This is a genomic window from Corynebacterium nasicanis (assembly GCF_042658165.1).
GTDB lineage: Bacteria > Actinomycetota > Actinomycetes > Mycobacteriales > Mycobacteriaceae > Corynebacterium > Corynebacterium nasicanis.
The window spans coordinates 204,616-222,592 of record NZ_JBHSQE010000001.1; the positions used below are offsets into that span (position 1 = coordinate 204,616).

The 17,977-nt window shown below is 69.4% G+C and carries 19 protein-coding genes and 1 riboswitch; of the genes, 7 read left to right on the top strand and 12 right to left on the bottom strand.

Translation table 11 applies throughout. From position 1 onward, the window contains the following. Positions 1 to 3: 3 nt before the first annotated feature. From dprA to lepB, 6 genes are all read right to left on the bottom strand, one after another. The gene (gene dprA / locus ACFPUZ_RS01055) at positions 4 to 1,161 is read right to left on the bottom strand and encodes a DNA-processing protein DprA (RefSeq protein ID WP_376999007.1); all 1,158 of its coding nucleotides are present in this window, start codon (positions 1,159 to 1,161) and stop codon (positions 4 to 6) included. Then, positions 1,158 to 2,621: a YifB family Mg chelatase-like AAA ATPase gene (locus ACFPUZ_RS01060; RefSeq protein WP_376999010.1), complete on the bottom strand. Its 1,464-nt coding sequence runs from the start codon at positions 2,619 to 2,621 to the stop codon at positions 1,158 to 1,160. Before ACFPUZ_RS01060 ends, dprA begins: the two co-directional genes overlap by 4 nt. Further along, positions 2,608 to 2,979 (bottom strand): YraN family protein, encoded by a 372-nt coding sequence (locus tag ACFPUZ_RS01065; RefSeq protein ID WP_376999012.1) that lies wholly within the window; start codon positions 2,977 to 2,979, stop codon positions 2,608 to 2,610. The genes ACFPUZ_RS01060 and ACFPUZ_RS01065 overlap by 14 nt, the downstream gene beginning before the upstream one ends. Before the next feature lie 136 nt (positions 2,980 to 3,115). Then, on the bottom strand, positions 3,116 to 3,421 hold the full coding sequence (locus ACFPUZ_RS01070) for a DUF2469 domain-containing protein (RefSeq protein WP_040086107.1): 306 nt from the start codon (positions 3,419 to 3,421) through the stop codon (positions 3,116 to 3,118). After that, on the bottom strand, positions 3,421 to 4,044 hold the full coding sequence (locus ACFPUZ_RS01075) for a ribonuclease HII (RefSeq protein ID WP_376999016.1): 624 nt from the start codon (positions 4,042 to 4,044) through the stop codon (positions 3,421 to 3,423). Before ACFPUZ_RS01075 ends, ACFPUZ_RS01070 begins: the two co-directional genes overlap by 1 nt. Next, positions 4,044 to 4,724 (bottom strand): signal peptidase I, encoded by a 681-nt coding sequence (lepB, locus tag ACFPUZ_RS01080; RefSeq protein ID WP_376999942.1) that lies wholly within the window; start codon positions 4,722 to 4,724, stop codon positions 4,044 to 4,046. Before lepB ends, ACFPUZ_RS01075 begins: the two co-directional genes overlap by 1 nt. A 135-nt stretch (positions 4,725 to 4,859) precedes the next feature. Between lepB and ACFPUZ_RS01085 the strand changes: the two genes are divergently transcribed. Then, positions 4,860 to 6,560 (top strand): ABC transporter ATP-binding protein, encoded by a 1,701-nt coding sequence (locus ACFPUZ_RS01085; protein WP_376999019.1) that lies wholly within the window; start codon positions 4,860 to 4,862, stop codon positions 6,558 to 6,560. Positions 6,561 to 6,712: 152 nt separating this feature from the next. On the opposite strand, the gene rplS is transcribed toward ACFPUZ_RS01085, so the two are convergent. Continuing rightward, positions 6,713 to 7,054 (bottom strand): 50S ribosomal protein L19, encoded by a 342-nt coding sequence (gene rplS, locus ACFPUZ_RS01090; protein ID WP_376999022.1) that lies wholly within the window; start codon positions 7,052 to 7,054, stop codon positions 6,713 to 6,715. A gap of 147 nt (positions 7,055 to 7,201) precedes the next feature. Continuing rightward, positions 7,202 to 7,317, top strand: a riboswitch (TPP riboswitch). Between rplS and thiC the strand changes: the two genes are divergently transcribed. The 6 genes from thiC to ACFPUZ_RS01120 all read left to right on the top strand — a co-directional run bounded on the left by thiC (position 7,313) and on the right by ACFPUZ_RS01120 (position 12,789). After that, positions 7,313 to 9,076: a phosphomethylpyrimidine synthase ThiC gene (gene thiC, locus ACFPUZ_RS01095; protein ID WP_376999025.1), complete on the top strand. Its 1,764-nt coding sequence runs from the start codon at positions 7,313 to 7,315 to the stop codon at positions 9,074 to 9,076. Its footprint overlaps the riboswitch before it by 5 nt. Then, positions 9,060 to 9,698: a thiamine phosphate synthase gene (locus ACFPUZ_RS01100; protein ID WP_376999944.1), complete on the top strand. Its 639-nt coding sequence runs from the start codon at positions 9,060 to 9,062 to the stop codon at positions 9,696 to 9,698. Before thiC ends, ACFPUZ_RS01100 begins: the two co-directional genes overlap by 17 nt. Further along, complete coding sequence (gene thiO / locus ACFPUZ_RS01105) at positions 9,695 to 10,741, top strand: glycine oxidase ThiO (RefSeq protein WP_376999028.1); 1,047 nt, start codon at positions 9,695 to 9,697, stop codon at positions 10,739 to 10,741. The genes ACFPUZ_RS01100 and thiO overlap by 4 nt, the downstream gene beginning before the upstream one ends. Positions 10,742 to 10,743: 2 nt before the next feature. Next, positions 10,744 to 10,944 (top strand): sulfur carrier protein ThiS, encoded by a 201-nt coding sequence (gene thiS, locus ACFPUZ_RS01110; RefSeq protein ID WP_376999031.1) that lies wholly within the window; start codon positions 10,744 to 10,746, stop codon positions 10,942 to 10,944. A 3-nt stretch (positions 10,945 to 10,947) separates the two neighbouring features. Beyond that, positions 10,948 to 11,724 carry a thiazole synthase gene (locus ACFPUZ_RS01115; protein ID WP_376999034.1) on the top strand — a complete coding sequence of 259 codons (777 nt, stop codon included), beginning with the start codon at positions 10,948 to 10,950 and terminating at the stop codon, positions 11,722 to 11,724. Then, entirely contained in the window at positions 11,725 to 12,789 is a 1,065-nt protein-coding gene (locus ACFPUZ_RS01120; protein WP_376999036.1) for a ThiF family adenylyltransferase, read from the top strand. An 83-nt stretch (positions 12,790 to 12,872) separates the two neighbouring features. Here the strand turns inward: ACFPUZ_RS01120 and ACFPUZ_RS01125 are convergent, their stop codons facing one another. The 5 genes from ACFPUZ_RS01125 to ACFPUZ_RS01145 all read right to left on the bottom strand — a co-directional run bounded on the left by ACFPUZ_RS01125 (position 12,873) and on the right by ACFPUZ_RS01145 (position 17,966). Next, on the bottom strand, positions 12,873 to 15,107 hold the full coding sequence (locus ACFPUZ_RS01125) for a Tex family protein (protein WP_376999038.1): 2,235 nt from the start codon (positions 15,105 to 15,107) through the stop codon (positions 12,873 to 12,875). 215 nt (positions 15,108 to 15,322) lie between these two features. After that, entirely contained in the window at positions 15,323 to 16,009 is a 687-nt protein-coding gene (locus ACFPUZ_RS01130) for a DedA family protein (RefSeq protein ID WP_376999040.1), read from the bottom strand. After that, positions 16,006 to 16,899: a DUF7916 family protein gene (locus ACFPUZ_RS01135; RefSeq protein ID WP_376999042.1), complete on the bottom strand. Its 894-nt coding sequence runs from the start codon at positions 16,897 to 16,899 to the stop codon at positions 16,006 to 16,008. The genes ACFPUZ_RS01130 and ACFPUZ_RS01135 overlap by 4 nt, the downstream gene beginning before the upstream one ends. Then, positions 16,896 to 17,588: a class I SAM-dependent methyltransferase gene (locus tag ACFPUZ_RS01140; RefSeq protein WP_376999044.1), complete on the bottom strand. Its 693-nt coding sequence runs from the start codon at positions 17,586 to 17,588 to the stop codon at positions 16,896 to 16,898. Before ACFPUZ_RS01140 ends, ACFPUZ_RS01135 begins: the two co-directional genes overlap by 4 nt. Positions 17,589 to 17,591: 3 nt before the next feature. Next, positions 17,592 to 17,966, bottom strand: coding sequence for a hypothetical protein (locus ACFPUZ_RS01145; protein ID WP_376999046.1), 375 nt, complete (start codon positions 17,964 to 17,966; stop codon positions 17,592 to 17,594). Between the last annotated feature and the right edge of the window lie 11 nt (positions 17,967 to 17,977).

Below are 17,977 nucleotides of genomic sequence, written 5' to 3' on the forward strand. Positions count from 1 at the left end.
AGGTCACAGTGTATCCGCGCGACTCCATCGCGTCCCTTCGCGCGTCACCACCCCCCGCCTGTTCAGTTCCATGAGCAGGTGCACCGCCAGCGGCAGCGGCAGTCCTGCCGCGGCGGCAATGTCCTGGGCGACGGATCCGGCGGGCTCGATGGCGTCAAAGCATCGCAGCTCGTTGCGCGTCAACGACTGCACGGGTGTGGCGGCGAAGGCCAGCTCGTACTGCTCGGAGACGTCGAGCGCCCCCACCGCACCCAGCAGCGCCCGGATGTCATCGGCACCCGTGACTAGTTGCGCGCGCCCCTCCTTGATCCTCTCGTGGCAGCCCAGCGAGCCCGCGCCGGTGACGGGCCCGGGCACCGCCATGGCTACACGCCCGAGCCCTTCACACCAAGAGAGCGTGTTCAAAGCGCCCGAGCGCCACGCGGCCTCCACGATGACGGTGCCCGCGGTGAGCGCCGCCACCAGCCGATTCCGGGTGAGAAAGCGGTGGCGCTGCGGCGGGGTGCCGGGCGGATATTCGGTCACCACGCACCCGGAGGCGGCGATCCGGTCGAGCAGCCCCGCGTTCCGGGCCGGATAGGTGCGGTCGATCCCGCAGGCGGCCACCGCCACACTCATTCCACCGGCGCCGAGCGCTGTTTCGTGGGCCACGGTGTCAATGCCCAAGGCTCCCCCGGAGACCACCGTCCATTGGTGTGAGGCCAGGCCGGTGGCGATCTGCCGGGTGGCCTCCAGCCCGTAACGGGTCGCCGCCCGCGTGCCCACGACCGCCACCGACTGCGCCACCGCCGGCGCCAACGGACCACCCCGCACCCACAGCGCGTGCGGAGGCACCGCGTCCGCCTGGTAGCTGCGCAGATGTTCGCTGCGGCCGGTGGCGGCGAAACCGAAGGCCCGGTCGAACTCGGCGGTCGGCCACTCCGCGGACTCCGGGGCGATCAGACGCGCCCCCACTGCCGCAGCCGCGGCGACGTCCTCCTCCATCCGGTCGAAGGTGTGCCGCGCGGCGGTCTGGCCCGCCAGCTCCCCGAGCCAGGAGGCCCGCGTCCGTACCCCGGACGCGATCTCGGAGGCGTCCCGCCCGGCGGCGAGCAGCTGCTGCAGGGGCCGCGACGGTCCCTCGATCACCCGGTTGAGGTAGGCCCAGTCCAGCTCGCTCATACCCCCTCCCGCAGTTCCGCCGCACGCAGTACGTGGTCGAGGTCGGGTTGGGCGGCGGCGTCGAGATCCGCCAGCGTCCAGGCCAGTTTCAGCGCGCGGTCGACGCCCCGCTGGGTGATGTCGCCCGTGGCCAGGAGGGATCCCAGCGTGGACATTCCGGCTTCATCGGCCGGGTGCTCGCGGCGCAGGCGGTGGGGATCCATCGCCGCATTGACGCACCCGAAGCGCGCACGTGCGCGCTCCCGCGCCTCCGCGACCCGTCCCGCGATGACGGCGGAGGACTCCACCTCCCCCGCCAGCACCCCGGCCGCGGAGGTCCGCGCCGTGATGTCCAGGCGATCGCGCATGGGGCCCGAGAGGTTACGCAGATAGGCGGCCCGATCCTGCGAACGACAACGGCAGCGGGCGGGATCCTCCGTCGCGCACCGGCAGGGATTCGCGGCGAGCACCAACTGGAAACGGGCGGGGAACACCACCTCGCGGTGGGCGCGCAGCAGCCTGATCTGCCCGTCCTCGAGGGGGGTGCGCAGGCCGTCGAGAATGGCGGCGGGCACCTCCGAGACTTCGTCGAGGAAGAGCACCCCGTGGTGGGCGAGGCTCACCGCGCCCGGACGCGGGTTCCCGGAGCCGCCTCCGAGCAGCGCCGCCCGCGTGACGGAGTGGTGCGGGTCAATGAACGGCGCCCGCCGCATGACGCGCCCGTTGCCCGCCACCGAGTGCACGGCGGTGGACTCGAGCGACTGCGCCGGGGTGAGCGGCGGCAGGATGCCCGGCAGGCGGGCCGCGATCATCGATTTTCCCGAGCCCGGCGGGCCCAGCAGCAGCATGTGGTGCCCGCCCGCCGCCGCGACCTCGGCGGCGAAGCGCGCCTCCCGCTGCCCGGCGAGGTCGGCGAAATCCGGCACGGAGCGATTCTCGGCACCCTCGTTACCGGCTGCCACCGGCAGCTCACCGGCCTCGGTCGCCCAGGCCCAGGCCGCCGCGAGCGTCGGAGCCGCCAGGACGCGCACCCCGTCGACCAGCGTGGCCTCGGCCGCGTTGCCCGGCGGGATGAGCGCGTGGGTGAAGCCGTGCGCGCGGGCGGCGAGCAGGGCAGGCAGGACGCCGGGAACGGCGCGGACGGTGCCGTCGAGACCCAACTCCCCCACCACCACGGCACTCCGCAGACGAGGTGCCGGCGCCCCGGCCGCCAGGACCGCCAGAGCGGTGGGCAGGTCGAAATGGGAGCCGGATTTGCGCAGGGAGGCCGGGGACATGGACACGATGATCTTCGTTTTCGGCCACGGCAGCCGGGAGTTGGTGATGGCGGTGCGCACCCGGTCCTTCGATTCGCTCACCGCCGTGTCCCCCAGCCCGACGAGGTGGATGCCCGGCAACCCGGGGCCGACGTTCACCTCGACGGTGACGGGGTGGGCGGTCACCCCGTCGAGGGCGATGGTGCGGGCTCTACCGAGCGCCATGCTCGACCCCCTCGTAAAACTCCACGTCGAAGCCGTGGCGGATGGTGGTGAACACGAGGACGTCGAAACGCACGCGGACGTGCTCCCGGCCGTCGAGCCACCGGGCGGCGGCGCGGCGGATGCGGGCCAGTTTGCGGCCGGTCACCGCCTCCGCGCCCCCGAAGCCGCGACCGGAGCGGGTCTTGACCTCGACGAACACGATCGTGCCGTCCGGTTCCCGGCAGACCAGGTCGAGCTCGCCGACGGGATAGGCGACATTGCGGTCGAGGACCTCCGCCCCGCGGTGGCGGTAGAAGGCGGCGGCCTCGGACTCTCCCAGCCGGCCGAGCCGGGTGCGACGTTTCTGGGCAACGGACATGTGATTCCCCCCTGGAATTGGTGTGGTGACTCCAGGGTGGGCGTCGAGAAGCGGGAAGAAAAGTGCAGACAAGAAGAATGGCCCCGGATCTGTGGATAACTCGAGTTATCCACAGGCGGGGCCTGTGCCGATTTGACTATTCCGGCAGAATGAGGTCCGGCTTGTCCAGCTCCTCGATGTTGACGTCCTTGTAGGTGATGACACGGACGTAGCGCACGAAACGGGCGGAACGGTACATGTCCCAGACCCACGCATCGGACATGCGGACCTCGTAGTAGACGTCGCGGCCGTCGGTGTGCGGGATGAGCTCCACGGCGTTGGCCAGGTAGAAGCGGCGCTCGGTCTCCACGACGTAGGAGAACTGGCTGACCACATCCCGGTACTCGCGGTACAGGGAGAGCTCCACCTCTGCCTCGTAGTTGTCGAGTTCCTCAGCGCTCACTACTCACTCCTCACATGCTCAAGCCAGTCGTCGTGGGCCTTCACGACGTTGGCGTAAGTGTATCGGTGCTCACGCGTCGCCCCGTGCTGACGCACCGCAGCCATGTGCGCCTTCGTGGAATAGCCCTTGTGCGACGCCAGTCCGTAGGCGGGATAGCGGGCGTCCATCTCCACCATGAGCCGGTCGCGGGTGACTTTCGCCAGGACACTGGCCGCGGAAATAGCGCGCACGTGCGCGTCCCCGCCGAGTACCGGCAGGTGGGGGACGTCCAGACCGGGGATCTTCCAGGCGTCGGTGAGGACATATCCGGGGCGCACGTCCAGGGCAGCCACCGCGCGGCGCATGCCGGAGATGTTGGCGTGCTGGATGCCGCGGGCGTCGATGGCCGTCGCGGAGATGCTCACCACCGACCACGCCACGGCGGCCTCGATGATCCGCGGGTAGAGCCGCTCCCGCCAGGCGGGCGTGAGCTTCTTCGAGTCGGTCAGTTTCTCCAGCCCCGGCAGCTCCCCCGGCGGCAGGATGCAGGCGGCGACGGTGAGTGGCCCGCAGCAGGCGCCCCGCCCCGCCTCGTCGACGCCGGCGACGGGGCCGAGACCGCGGGCGTCGAGAAGCTCCTCCACTACCCCTGGATCGCGGGGTCGGCGACACCGCCGATGCGGTTGAACGGGAAGATGATGAACTGGACCTTGCCGCGGATGTTCTCCTCCGGGATGGTGCCCTGGTGCTCATCGCCCAGGTGGGCGCGGGAATCGGCGGAGTTGGTGCGGTTGTCGCCCATCATGAAGTAGTTGCCTTCCGGCACGGTGAGCGGTCCGAAGAAGGGGCCGCCGCAGGCCTCGGAGCCGGTCGCCGGATCCACGGGATACGCCAGCGGAGTCAAGGTGTAGGACTGGTCGACGGGCGCCCCGTCCACCATCACCGCCGGGTCGCCGGCCTGGCAGGACACCGTCTGCCCGCCGGTGGCCACGATGCGCTTGACCAGGTCATTCTCATCGGGCGCGACGAGTCCCACATAGGAACCGACGTTCTGCAGCGCGCGGACGACATCGTTGTGCGATCGCTGCGACACGAAGCCTTGATTCCAGGAGTCGGTGCCCTTGAACACCACGACATCCCCCGGCTCGGGATCGCTGAAGCGGTAGCTGATCTTGTCCACGAAAATGCGGTCGCCCGTGCACCCGGCACAGCCGTGCAGCGTCGGCTCCATCGACTGCGAGGGAATCATGTACACCCGCCCGACGAACGTCTGAATGAGGAAGATCGCCAGCAGCGTCACCGCGATGACCACCGGAATCTCGATGTACCACGGCGCGGACTTCTTCTCCGCCCCGCTTGCCGACGCCGCCGTCGACCCCGTCGACTCCTCGTGGTTTCTCTCCGCATCAGTCACGGGGTCCGAGCCTAGCAGCCGGGCACGGGCCTAGACTGGATCGACATGAACTCCCCTGCCTTCCGCACGTTGCTGGCCATGCTCGCCCACCACAAGGCGGCGCTGACCGTGGCCGTGGTGCTCTCCCTGGTCGGCTCCGGACTGGGGCTGGCCCAGCCACTGGTGATCAACCGGCTCATCACCACCGTCGGGCAGGGGCCCATCGCCCACCTGGCGTGGATCCTCGTGGCGCTGCTCGTCGTGTCCTCCGTACTCGGCGCGCTGCAGTCCTACCTGCTCACGGTCACGGCGGAATCGGCCGTGAAGGCGACGCGTTACGATCTCATCGGCCACCTCCTGCGCCTGCCCATCCCCGTCTACGACCGCCACCGCACCGGCGACCTGGTCACTCGCCTGGGCTCGGACACCACCATCATCCGTGCCGCCTTCACCGGCGGACTGGTCAGCGCGATCGGTGGTGTGGCGACGATGATCGGCGCGATCGTGCTCATGGCCATGGTCGATGTCTTCATGCTGGCCCTGGTCATGGCGGTGGTGACGGTGACGCTGCTGGCCGTCATCGGCTCCTCGACACTCATTCAGCGTTACACCAAACGCGCCCAGCAGGCCGTCGGCGATCTCGGCGCCGGCATGGACCGCGCCCTCGTCGCGGTGCGCACGATCCGGGCCTCCGGCGCACAGGACTCCGTCGAAGCCACCCTGCGTGCCGACGCCGACAACGCCTGGCTGCAGGGCGTGCGCATCGCCCGCGTCGCCGCCCTCATCTTCCCCGCCGCCGGGCTGGCCATGCAGGGATCCTTCCTCCTCGTCCTGGGCCTCGGCGGCGCGCGCGTGGCCGCCGGCACCATCACCGTCGCCGACCTGGTCACCTTCGTGCTCTACCTGTTCATGGTGTCCATGCCGCTGGGCGCCATCTTCAGCGCCATCACCACCATCCGCCAGGCCATGGGTGCCATCGAACGCATCGAGCAGGTCATGGGCGAGGAGAAGGAGTCCGAGACCGGAACCACCGCCCGCCCCTCCGGGACCGTGCGTTTCGACGACGTCTCCTTCTCCTACACCGACGACACCCCCGTCCTCTCCGACGTCTCCGTGACCATCCCCGCCGGCACCAAGACCGCCATCGTCGGCCCCTCCGGCTCCGGCAAATCAACCATGCTGGCGCTCATCGAGCGCTTCTACGACCCGAATTCCGGCCGACTGTGGCTCGGCGACCAGGACATGGCGGGGTTGACGCGGGCGTCGGTACGCGACATCGTCGGCTACGTCGAGCAGGAGGCCGCCGTGCTGGCCGGCTCCGTCCGCGACAACCTCCGCCTGGCCACCCCGAACGCGACCGACGAGCAGTGCTGGTGGGCACTCGACCAGGTCAACCTGCGCGAACGCATGGAGGAGGCCGAGGGCCTGGACACCGAACTCGGCGACCGCGGCCTCACCCTCTCCGGCGGCCAGCGCCAGCGCCTCGCCCTCGCCCGCATGCTGCTCATGGATTCGCCCATCCTGCTTCTCGACGAACCCACCTCCGCCGTCGACTCCCACAACGAGCAGCTCATCCTCGACGCCATCGCCGCCTCGGCCGCCGACCGCACCCTCGTCGTCGTCGCGCACCGCCTCTCGACCGTCACCGACGCCGACCAGATCATCGTGCTTGCCGACGGCCGCATCTCCGCCGTCGGCACCCACACCTCTCTCATGGAGTCGAGTGAGCTGTACCGCGACCTGGCCTCCCGGCAGCTGCTGGCGTAGGGCCCGCCCCCGACCCCAGCAATGCGCAAACCCCGGGTCCCGTCTTGCGACGGAACTTCCGGGGTTCACTTCCTCACCCTGACTTTCGTCCGGTGAAGCAATATCTAGACTGTAACCCACGCCACAGGCGTGAGTCAATAGTCCGGCGAAACTTAGCGCTTCTCCTTGATGCGGGCTGCCTTGCCGCGCAGCTCGCGCAGGTAGTACAGCTTCGCACGGCGGACGTCGCCGCGGCGGGTGACCTCGATGGAGGCGATGTTCGGGGAGTGGACCGGGAAGGTACGCTCCACGCCGATACCGAAGGAGACCTTACGGATGGTGAAGGTCTCGCGGATGCCGGAGCCCTGGCGACGGATGACGACACCCTTGAACAGCTGGGTGCGCTCCGTCGAGCCCTCGATGACCTTGACCTGGACGTCGAGGGTGTCACCGGCACGGAAGGCCGGGATGTCGTCGCGCAGCTGTGCGGCGTCAACCTTGTCGAGAATGTTCATGCGACATGTTCCTTTTCAGTTCTGGACAGAGGACCCTGGCGGCTTCTTCCCTGGTGGGACGCTCGACCGGTTCGTGCCCGTTACATACAACCCGCCTAGTCTCCCACACCGCCCACCCCCGTGCAAAACCTCCGGTGGTACGATGACCGACGACCCCACGGGCGCCTGAGGCATCGGGCTGAGATTGCGCTGTTGTAGCCGCGCAAGCACCGTTTGAACCTGTCCGGTTAGTACCGGCGAAGGAAGAGAGGCGAGGCTGTGCAGCCCACCCATCACTCCACTGAGATTCACCCGAAGCACCGATTCGCACCCGTCGAGAAGAACGGTCTGAGCGTCCCGGAGACGGAGATCCACCTGGACGACTCCCCCACCGGCCCCAACGAGCCTTTCCGCGTCTACCGCACGCGCGGGCCGGAGTGTGACGTCACCGTCGGCCTGCCGGCGCTGCGGGCCGAGTGGATCGCGGAGCGGGGGGACGTCGAGAAGTATGAGGGCCGCCCGCGCAACCTGGCCGATGACGGCAAGACGGCGACCCGGCGCGGCGAGGCCTCGGCCGAGTGGAAGGGCGAGAAGCGCCCGACGCTGCGTGCGCTGGAGGGACAGCGGGTGACGCAGATGCACTACGCGCGGCAGGGCATCGTCACGAAGGAGATGGAGTTCGTCGCGCTGCGCGAGCACTGCGATCCGGAGTTCGTGCGCGCGGAGATCGCGCGGGGCCGGGCGATCCTGCCGAACAACATCAACCACCCGGAGTCGGAGCCGATGATCATCGGCCGGAAGTTCCTCACGAAGATAAACGCGAACATCGGCAACTCGGCCGTGAGCTCGTCGATCCAGGAGGAGGTGGAGAAGCTGCGCTGGGCGACCCGCTGGGGCGCGGACACGGTCATGGACCTGTCCACCGGCAATGACATCCACACCACGCGCGAGTGGATCATCCGTAATTCGCCGGTGCCCATCGGCACGGTGCCGATCTACCAGGCCCTGGAGAAGGTCAACGGCATCGCCGAGGACCTCACCTGGGAGATCTTCCGGGACACCGTCATCGAGCAGTGCGAGCAGGGCGTCGACTACATGACCGTCCACGCGGGCGTGCGCCTGCCCTTCATCCCGCTGACCACGGAGCGGGTGACGGGCATCGTCTCGCGCGGCGGGTCGATCATGGCGGGCTGGTGCCTGGCGCACCACAAGGAGTCCTTCCTCTACGAGAACTTCGACGAGCTGTGTGAGATCTTCGCGCAGTACGACGTCGCCTTCTCCCTCGGCGACGGTCTGCGCCCGGGCAGCCTCGCCGACGCCAACGACGACGCCCAGTTCGCCGAGTTGAAGACCATCGGCGAGCTCACCCGCCGGGCCTGGGAGTATGACGTGCAGGTCATGGTGGAGGGTCCGGGACACGTGCCGCTCAACATGATCCAGGTAAACAACGAGCTGGAGCAGGAGTGGGCCTCCGACGCCCCCTTCTACACCCTCGGCCCGCTGGTCACGGACATCGCTCCGGGTTACGACCACATCACCTCCGCCATCGGCGCCGCGCACATCGCCATGGGTGGCACCGCGATGCTGTGCTACGTCACCCCGAAGGAGCACCTCGGTCTGCCGAACCGCGATGACGTCAAGACCGGCGTGATCACCTACAAGCTGGCCGCGCACGCCGCGGACGTGGCGAAGGGCCACCCCGGCGCGCGGGACTGGGATGACGCCATGTCGAAGGCGCGTTTCGAGTTCCGCTGGCACGACCAGTTCGCCCTCTCGCTCGACCCGGAGACGGCGCAGGCCTACCACGACGAGACCCTGCCCGCCGAGCCGGCGAAGACCGCCCACTTCTGCTCCATGTGCGGCCCGAAGTTCTGTTCCATGCGCATCAGCCAGGACATCCGCGACACCTTCGGCGCGAAGCTCGGCCTGCCCCAGGTGGGTGCGCCGGAGGCGGAGGACGGGATGCGTACCATGTCGGAGGAGTTCCGCAAGCGCGGTTCCCATGTCTATCTCGAATCGGTGAATGATGCGTCCCTCCCTTGACCTGCGTTGCTACCTCGTGACCGGCTCCGGCACCCGCGAGCACATCCTTGAGGTGGTGCGCGAGGCCGTCGCCGGCGGCTGCGGCACGGTGCAGGTGCGCAGCAAGCCGATCGACGCGCTCGATCTCTACGAGCTCACCGCGGACATCGCCCGGGAGGTCGGTGACCGGGCGACCGTGCTTATCGACGACCGCGTCGACGTCGCCCTCTCCCTCATGCGGCAGGGCCTGCCCGTCCACGGCGTGCACGTCGGCCAGACGGATCTGCCGGTGGCGCAGGTCCGCGACCTGCTCGGGCCGGACGCGATCATCGGCCTGACCACGGGCACTCGAGCGATGGTCGAGGCCTCCAACGAGCTCGGCGACCTCATCGACTACATCGGCGCCGGCCCCTACCGCCCCACCCCGACGAAGGACTCCGGCCGCCCGCCGCTGGGTCTCGCGGGCTACCGGGAACTCACGGCGCTGTCGCGGGTGCCCGTGGTGGCCATCGGTGACGTCACCGCCGACGATGCCGCCGACCTGGCCGCCACCGGGGTCGCCGGCCTGGCCGTCGTGCGTGGGCTCATGAACGCCGACGATCCCCGCGCCTACGCCGCCCGCCTGGTGGCGGGTTTCGAGTGATCACCGTCGTCGGTGGCGGGCTCATCGGCCTGGCCACCGCGCTGCGTCTGGCCGACCGCGGGCACGAGGTCACCCTGCAGGACCCGGCGCCGGCCTCCGGGGCCACCCACCACGCCGGCGGAATGCTGGCCCCTGTCGCCGAGGTGGTCTACCGGCAGGAGCCCCTCTTCCCCCTCATGCTGCGCTCGGCGGAGCTGTATCCGGGGTTGATGGGGATCGTCGAGAAGCACACGGCCCTGCCCACCGGCTACCGCACGGAGGGCACCCTCGTGGTGGCGGCCGACCGGGCGGATGCGACGCACCTGGCGGAGCTGGCCGAGTACCAGGCCGGGCACGCGATGAGCGCCGAGCGGCTGCCCCTGCGGCAGGCCCGCGCGCTCGAGCCCGCCTTGTCCCCGCACCTGGCCGGCGCGGTGCACATCCCGGGTGATCACCAGGTCAACCCGCGGCTGTTCGCCGCCGCGCTTCTCGACGCCCTCACCGCCCTCTCCGTGCCCATCGTCCGCACCCAGGCCGACACATTGCCCGCGGGCCCGGTCATCCTGGCCAACGGCCTCGGCGCCGGCGCGCTCTACCCCGGCCTCAAGCTGCGCCCGGTCTACGGCGACATCCTGCGCCTCGGGGTGCCGACGCACCTGCGGCCGCTGCTCACCCGGGTGGTGCGCGGCTTCGTCGAGGACCGCCCCGTCTACCTCATCCCGCGCACCGACGACACCATCGCCATCGGCGCCACCTCCCGCGAGGACGACCGCCCGGTCCCCCGCACCGGCGCCGTCCACGACCTGCTCCGCGACGCCGGCCGCCTCGTCCCCGGCATCGAGGAGTGCGATTTCCTCGAGGCCACCACGGGTGCGCGCCCGGGCACGCCGGATGATCTTCCGTACCTTGGAAAGGTGAACGAAAACCTCATCGTCTCCACCGGGTACTTCCGCCACGGCATCCTGCTCACCGCGCTGGCCGCCGACGTGGCCGTCCACCTGGTGGAGGGCACCGACCCGGGCATCGACCTCGCGGCGTGCGACCCGCACCGACACAAGGAGTGACCATGAACCTGACCGTCAACAACGAGCCCGTCGAGACCTCCGCGACCACCCTCCTCGGCCTCGTCGAGGAGACCCTCGGCGAGCTGCCCGCCGCCGGTGTGGCCGTGGCCGTCGACGGCGATGTCGTCCCCCGTTCCGCGTGGGACCGCCCGCTCAGCGAGGGCATGACCGTCGACATTCTCACCGCAGTCCAGGGAGGCTGATCCATGCTCACCATCGCCGACCGCACCTTCGACTCGCACCTCATCATGGGCACGGGCGGGGCGACGTCGATGTCCCTGCTGGAGGAGTCACTGCGCGCCTCCGGCACCGAACTGACCACCGTGGCCATGCGCCGCCACGCCGCGGGCACCGGGGAATCCGTCTTCGACCTGCTCCAGCGCCTGGACATCGCCCCGCTGCCCAACACCGCCGGGTGCCGCACCGCACGCGACGCCGTCATCACCGCGCGGCTGGCTCGCGAGGCGCTGGGCACCAACTGGGTGAAGGTCGAGGTCATCGCCGACGAGCACACCCTGCTTCCCGACGTCGTCGAGCTCATCGACGCCTGCGAACTCCTCGTCGCCGAGGGCTTCGTGGTGCTCGCCTACACCTCCGACGATCCGGTCGTGGCCCGGCGCCTCGAGGACGTCGGCTGCGCGGCGGTCATGCCGCTGGGCTCGCCGATCGGCACCGGCCTGGGCATCCTCAACCCGCACAACATCGAGCTCATCTGCTCGCGGGCCGGCGTGCCCGTGCTTCTCGACGCCGGCGTCGGCACCGCCTCCGACGCCGCCCTGGCCATGGAGCTCGGCTGCTCCGGAGTCCTCCTCGCCTCCGCCGTCAACCGCTCCCAGGACCCGGTGGCGATGGCGACCGCGATGAAGCACGCCGTCGAGGCCGGGCGCCTGGCCGCCGGTGCGGGCCGCATCCCACGCCGCGAGCACGCCGTGGCCTCCTCCAGTTTCGACGGCCTGGTGTCCTGGTCGGATCAGGTGCTGTAGATGGATGATTCCGAGCTGCGCCGCGTCGCCCGCCAGCTGGCCCTGCCCGGCTACGGTCCGGCCCAGCAGCAGGCGCTTGCCGACGCCCACGTCCTGGTCATCGGCGCCGGTGGCCTCGGCTGCCCGGCCATGCAGTCCCTCGCCTCGGCGGGAGTCGGCCACATCACCGTCATCGACGACGACACCGTCGACATCACCAACATCCACCGCCAGATCCTCTTTGGCGCCTCCGACGTCGGCCGGGTGAAGGTCGAGGTGGTCGCCGAGCGCCTGGCCGAGCTGCAGCCCGGCATCACGGTGACGGCACTCAACGAGCGGCTGACCGTGGGCAATGCGGTGTCGCTGGTGGGATCGGTGGATCTCGTGGTCGACGGTTCCGACTCCTTCCAGACCAAGTACCTCGTCGCCGACGCCGCCGAGATCACCGGCACCCCGCTGGTGTGGGGCACCGTGCTGCGCTTCCACGGGGATGTGTGCCTGTTCACCTCCGGGCCCTCCTCGCGGGGTGTGGGGCTGCGGGATCTCTTCCCCGAGCAGCCGCCCGGGATCGAGGACTGCGCCACCGCCGGCGTCCTCGGGGCCACGACCGCCGTGGTCGGCGCCCTGTTGGCCACCACCACGATCGGCTACCTCGCCGGCCTCGACGTGGTCCCCGGACGGATGCTCAGCTACGACGCCTTCCCCGGTGCCACCCGCACCTTCCAGATCGCCGCCGACCCGGCGCGCGAGCTGGTCACCTCGCTGGAGGAGTCCTACGGGGAGGCGGTGTGTGCGGTCGGCCCCTCCCCGCTCGACGAGGTCCGCGCCGGCCGCGCCATCCTCCTCGACATCCGCGAGCCGCACGAGAAGATGCTCAACGATTCCCTCGCCTCCCTGGATCCCGTGCGGCTGCCGCTGTCGGACATCTTCGGCCCGGACACCGTGCGCCGCGCGCTGGGCGACGCGGAGCGCGTGGTGGTGCACTGTGCCTCGGGCGTGCGCTCGGCGCGGTTCTGCGCGCAGTACGCGGACCTCGGCTACGAGCTCATCGACCTGCCCGGCGGCATCAACGGGGTCTCCGGTTAGTCACTCCTCTTACGGGGGTTTCGAGTGCTTCCGGGTGGTTTGAACCAACCGGAAGCACTCATAGGGCCCTCAAGAATTGAGGTCTACCGCCCGTGGCCCGCGCGCTGGAGGGCAGCGGCCATGGAACCGCCGGCCTGCGGCTGGCGCTTGCCTCCGCGCTGGGGCTTCTTCTTCGGCTGGCCCGGCTCATCATCCAGCCGCAGCGACAGGCCGATGCGCTGGCGCTCGACGTCAACCTCCATGACCTTCACCTTGACCACCTGGCCTGAGCGCACGACCGCATGCGGGTCAGAGACGAAACGATCCGACATGGCGGAGACATGGACGAGGCCGTCCTGGTGGACGCCGACGTCGATGAACGCGCCGAAGGCGGCGACGTTGGTGACGGTGCCCTCGAGGATCATGCCGGGCTTGAGGTCCGAAACCTTCTCCACGCCCTCCTTGAAGCTGGCCGTCCTGAACTCCGGGCGGGGATCGCGGCCGGGCTTGTCCAGCTCGGCGATGATGTCGGTGACGGTGGGGACGCCGAAAGTGTCGTCAGCGAAGTCCGCGGCGCGCAGCCCAGAAAGCACGCGGGTGTTGCCGATGAGCTCCTCCACACCCAGTCCGGTGGCGGCGGCGATGCGGGCGACGACCGGGTAGGCCTCGGGGTGCACGGCGGAGGCGTCGAGAGGATCGCTGCCGCCGGAGATGCGGAGGAAGCCGGCGCACTGCTCGTAAGCCTTGGGTCCCAGGCGCGGGACCTTGAGCAGGGCCTTGCGGTTGGCGAACGCGCCATGATCGTCGCGGTGCGCCACGATGTTCTTCGCCAGGGTGCCGGTGACACCGGCGACGCGCTCGAGCAGCGGGACCGAGGCGGTGTTGAGGTCCACGCCCACGGCGTTGACGGCACTTTCCACCACCCCGTCGAGGGTGCGGGCCAGGGCGTGCTGGTTGATGTCGTGCTGGTACTGGCCGACGCCGATGGCCTTGGGGTCGATCTTCACCAGCTCCGCCAGGGGGTCCTGGAGGCGGCGGGCGATGGAGACTGCCCCACGCAGGGACACGTCCATGTCGGGGAACTCGGCGGCCGCGATCTCGGAGGCGGAGTACACGGAGGCCCCGGACTCGCTCACCACGACCGGGGTGGGACGCTTCCCGCCGGCGTCCTTGATGAGGTCCGCGATCTCGTTGCTCAGCTTCTCCGTCTCCCGGGAGGCCGTGCCATTGCCGACGGCCAGCAGATCCACCCCGTGCGTCGCACACAGCCCGGCCAGCTCCTGGCGGGCCGCGTCCCAGCGGTTCTGCGGCTGGTGCGGATACACGATGGTGGTGGCCAGCACCTTGCCCGTGGGATCGACGACGGCGCACTTCACGCCGTTCCGGAACCCGGGGTCCAGCCCCAGGGTGGCGCGCTGCCCGGCGGGGGCCGCGAGAAGGACATCGCGGAGGTTGGTGGCGAAGACATCGAGCGCCCCCTCCTCCGCCTTCTCTTTGAGACGCATACGCACGTCCAGGCCGGAGGACACCGCGAGCTTGGTGCGCCAACCGAAGCGGACGGCTTCGGCCAGCCAGCGGGACTCGGGCAGGTCAAAGTGCCGGGTGATCATGCCCTCGTAGATGGTGTCGTCGCCGGGATCGAGGTGCAGCTGGAGCACGCCCTCGGACTCGCCGCGCAGCAGCGCCAGGATCCGGTGGGAAGGCAACTTGGTGAAGGGCTCGGAGAACTCGAAGTAATCCTTGAACTTCGCGCCTTTGCTCTCCTGGCCGGCGATGACCGAGGCCGTCATCGCCCCGGTGCGGAACATCTGCTCCCGGACCTCGCCGACCAGGTCGGCGTCGAGCGCGAAACGATCGATGAGGATCGCGCGGGCTCCCTCCAGCGCCTTCTTCTCGTCCTCGAAGCCCTCGGTGAGGTAGCCCGCAGCCAGGGCCTGCGGGTCGGCGGAGGGGGTGTCGATGAGCGCATCAGTAAGGGCCTCGAGCCCCGCCTCGCGGGCGATGTCCGCCTTCGTGCGGCGCCGCTTCTTGAAAGGCAGGTACAGATCCTCCAGGCGCGCCTTCGTCTCGCAGGCGACGATGAGCGCGCGGAGGTTGTCACTGAGCTTGCCCTGCTCCTCGATCGACTCGAGGACTGCCTGCTTGCGCTCCTCGAGTTCCCGCAGGTAGGTGGCGCGTTCCTCGATGGTGCGCAGCTGCGTGTCGTCGAGGCCGCCGGTCGCTTCCTTGCGGTAGCGGGCGATGAACGGGACGGTGTTGCCTTCCGCAAGCAGGTCGAGGACGGCACGGATCTGGACCTCGCGGACCTGAAGTTCGCGGGCGATGGTGGAGACGATCATTCGGGAGAGTTTACGTGAGGCCGATGCCAGCCCCGGACACCGCGGGGCGACTGGCCTACTCGCGCATCCGTGTGCCCCCGTCCGCGGTGCACCACCTACCGGCGCGTTCTCGCGTACCCTTCTGCCTTCCGCCGGGAATTCTGACCAGGGACAACACCCCACCCCGAAAGCAATCGGGGTACGCCAGAACGCGCCCCCTCAGCGACGCCGCTGCCTCACGCCCCCGCCTTCTTCTTGTTCTGCCGCCAGCCGCGGAACACCATCAGCGCTACCAGGCCCAGGGTGATCCACAGGAGGTACTTGTTGATCACTTCGACGACCTCGAGCACCTGGTCGCCGTAGGTGAGTCCGAGCCACATGAACAGCCCGTTGACGGCCAGGATGCTCAGCACGTTGACCGCCAGCATGACGAGGAAGCGGATCTTCAGCAGCCCGGCCACGGCGTTGACCACGGTGTTCGGCACCGGTCCGGGCAGGTAGCCGAGCGGGATGAAGGCCAGGGTGCCGGCGTACATCCGGGTGGACTCAGAGGCCACCGCCTTCTGGAAGAAACGGTGCGCGCGCGGCATGTACTGCAGGGACATGTCGATGAACTCCATGCCCCACTTGCGGCCCATCGCCCAGTAGACGGGCATGAACTTCACCGCACCGACCACCGAACAGAGCAGGTAGACCCACCAGATGCCGTTGCCCACCGAGGCGTTCGCACCGGAGACCACGGCTGAGGTGTAGCCGCCGACGGCCAGGGTGTAGATGAGCGGATGCGAGAGCAGCCACGCGCGCAGCGGGATGAGCGCGAGGGACCACAGTCCCATGAGGATGAGCGCCGCGAAGAGAACCTTGTCGGTGCGGTCGGGGTGGGCGAGGAACCCGGGGAGTTCGGGTTCTTTCTGCTCTGTCATCTACGTATTGACCTTGCCATTCGGGAGATCGTGTGGCGGCGACCTCGGATCGTCTCACTGAGCGTATAGATGTTCATCGGGTCCGCCAACCCGCCGGGCCCGGCGTCGCCGATGTGCTGGATGTCGGCGCCGGCGATCTTGTTGTCGTGGGCGATCCGGCGGATGGTGGCGGGGTCGGAGGTCTCCTGACTGGTGCCGATCGCGGTCATCACGAGGCCCCCCGCGGCGTGCACGGTGCGGACGATGTCGACAAGTTCGTCCATGGTGAATCCAGGCACGGTGCCCACGGCCGGGACGAGGATGATGTCGGCCCCCGCCGCCAGGTAGTCCTCCACCGCCTGCTTATCGACAACCCTCTCCCCCACCCCGGCCCCGTGCATCTTCCCGGCGATGACGAGGCCGTCGAAAAGCTGCGCACAGAGGCGGACGCTCTCCGCGATCTGCGCGTTGCTCACCCCGGAGCCGGGGTTGCCGGTCAGGCACAGGAAGTCCGCGCCCAATTCCCCAGCGTGCAGGATGGAGGAACGCAGCGCCCGGCGGCCCGGCGCGACCTCCTGCCGTTCCTCGAGCATGGCGGCGGTCGTGTCGACGGGCTCGAGGTTAATGCCCACCGGCCGTCCGACCAGCTCGCGGAGGCGCCGCACCGGGTCCTCGGCGTCGGCGAGACCGTGGATGCGGGGGTGTTCGACGTCGAGCAGGTTGAGCAGGATGAGGTCCGCCCCGAAGGCGCGGGCGATTTCCGCATTGCTGAGGTCCGTGACCTGCGGGGTGAGCGTGACGATGTTCTCCGCACACACCACCCGCCCCTCGCTGGCCCGGATGGCCTGCTTGAGTTCCGCCCCCGACCAGCCGAGCATCTCGGAGGTGTCGGCGCTGATGAGTCGTGTCATCGGAGGCTCCCGGGGTGTTTCATGAGTTGGAAGGCGATGAAGGCCGGCACGCGCGACAGCTTCTCGTGGGCCGCGGGGTACTTCTCTTCCATCGCCGGGGTCGGTCGCGGTTCGACAAGCTTCTCGACGACAAACCCGGCCCGCCCGAACTCATCGACGAGGGTGGACAGCGGGGCCCGGCGATAGGAGGTCTGCACGCCCATTGACCAGGTTTCCTCGATGCGTTCGGTGGCGAAGTAGCTGCCGCCGTGGCGTCGCCAGTCGTCGGTGGGGTGTCCGGTGGAGATGAGGAGGCGGCCGTCGTCACGCAGGACGCGGTGCATCTCGCGCAGCACGTCGACGGGATAGTGCAGGTGATGCAGCACCAGTGCCATGAGGATGCGGTCGAAGCTGGCTTCCGCCGCCCAGGCGAGCGGCTTCTCCAGCGGTTGAACGTGGAACTCCGCGGCCGGGGCGCGTCGGCGGGCGAGGCGGATGAGCTCGGAACTGGCGTCGACACCCACCACCGAGGCCCCGCGGGCGAGGAGCTCCGCGGCGTAGAGGCCGGAGCCGCAGCCGGCGTCGAGAAGCGAGAGACCGGAGACGTCGCCGAGAAGTTCGAGCATGGCGGGTCGGTCGTAGTGGGCGTTGTAGGCGCTGTCGGCGGCGTGGCGGTCGTAGGCCTCCGCGGCCCTGTCGAACATGGCCATGTCTCAGGAACGATCCTGCCAGGCGCAGGCGGCACCGATGCCGGGCTCGGTGTGCCCTTCGCTGCTGGTGCCGTACCAGTAGGTGCCCTCCGGTAGCGCCGCCACCACGGCAGCCGTGGCGCCCCGCAGGTCGAGTGCGCTGCGGCCGTTGATGATCACCCGGTAGAGCACCTCGGTGATCGGCATCCGGCCCTGCTCCTGGGCGAACTGGGAGAGCAGCATGTTGTCGGGCTCGCAGGTGAGGTCGACGATCTCCCCGTGCACCGTGTCCACGGCGTAGCCAGCCTCGGCCAACGCAGCGGGCAGCGCTGCCGAGATCTGCTCCCATTCAGCGGGGCGGGCGAGGATGTTAAGGTCCGTGGAGATGTCTCGACTCATGGCCCCAACTT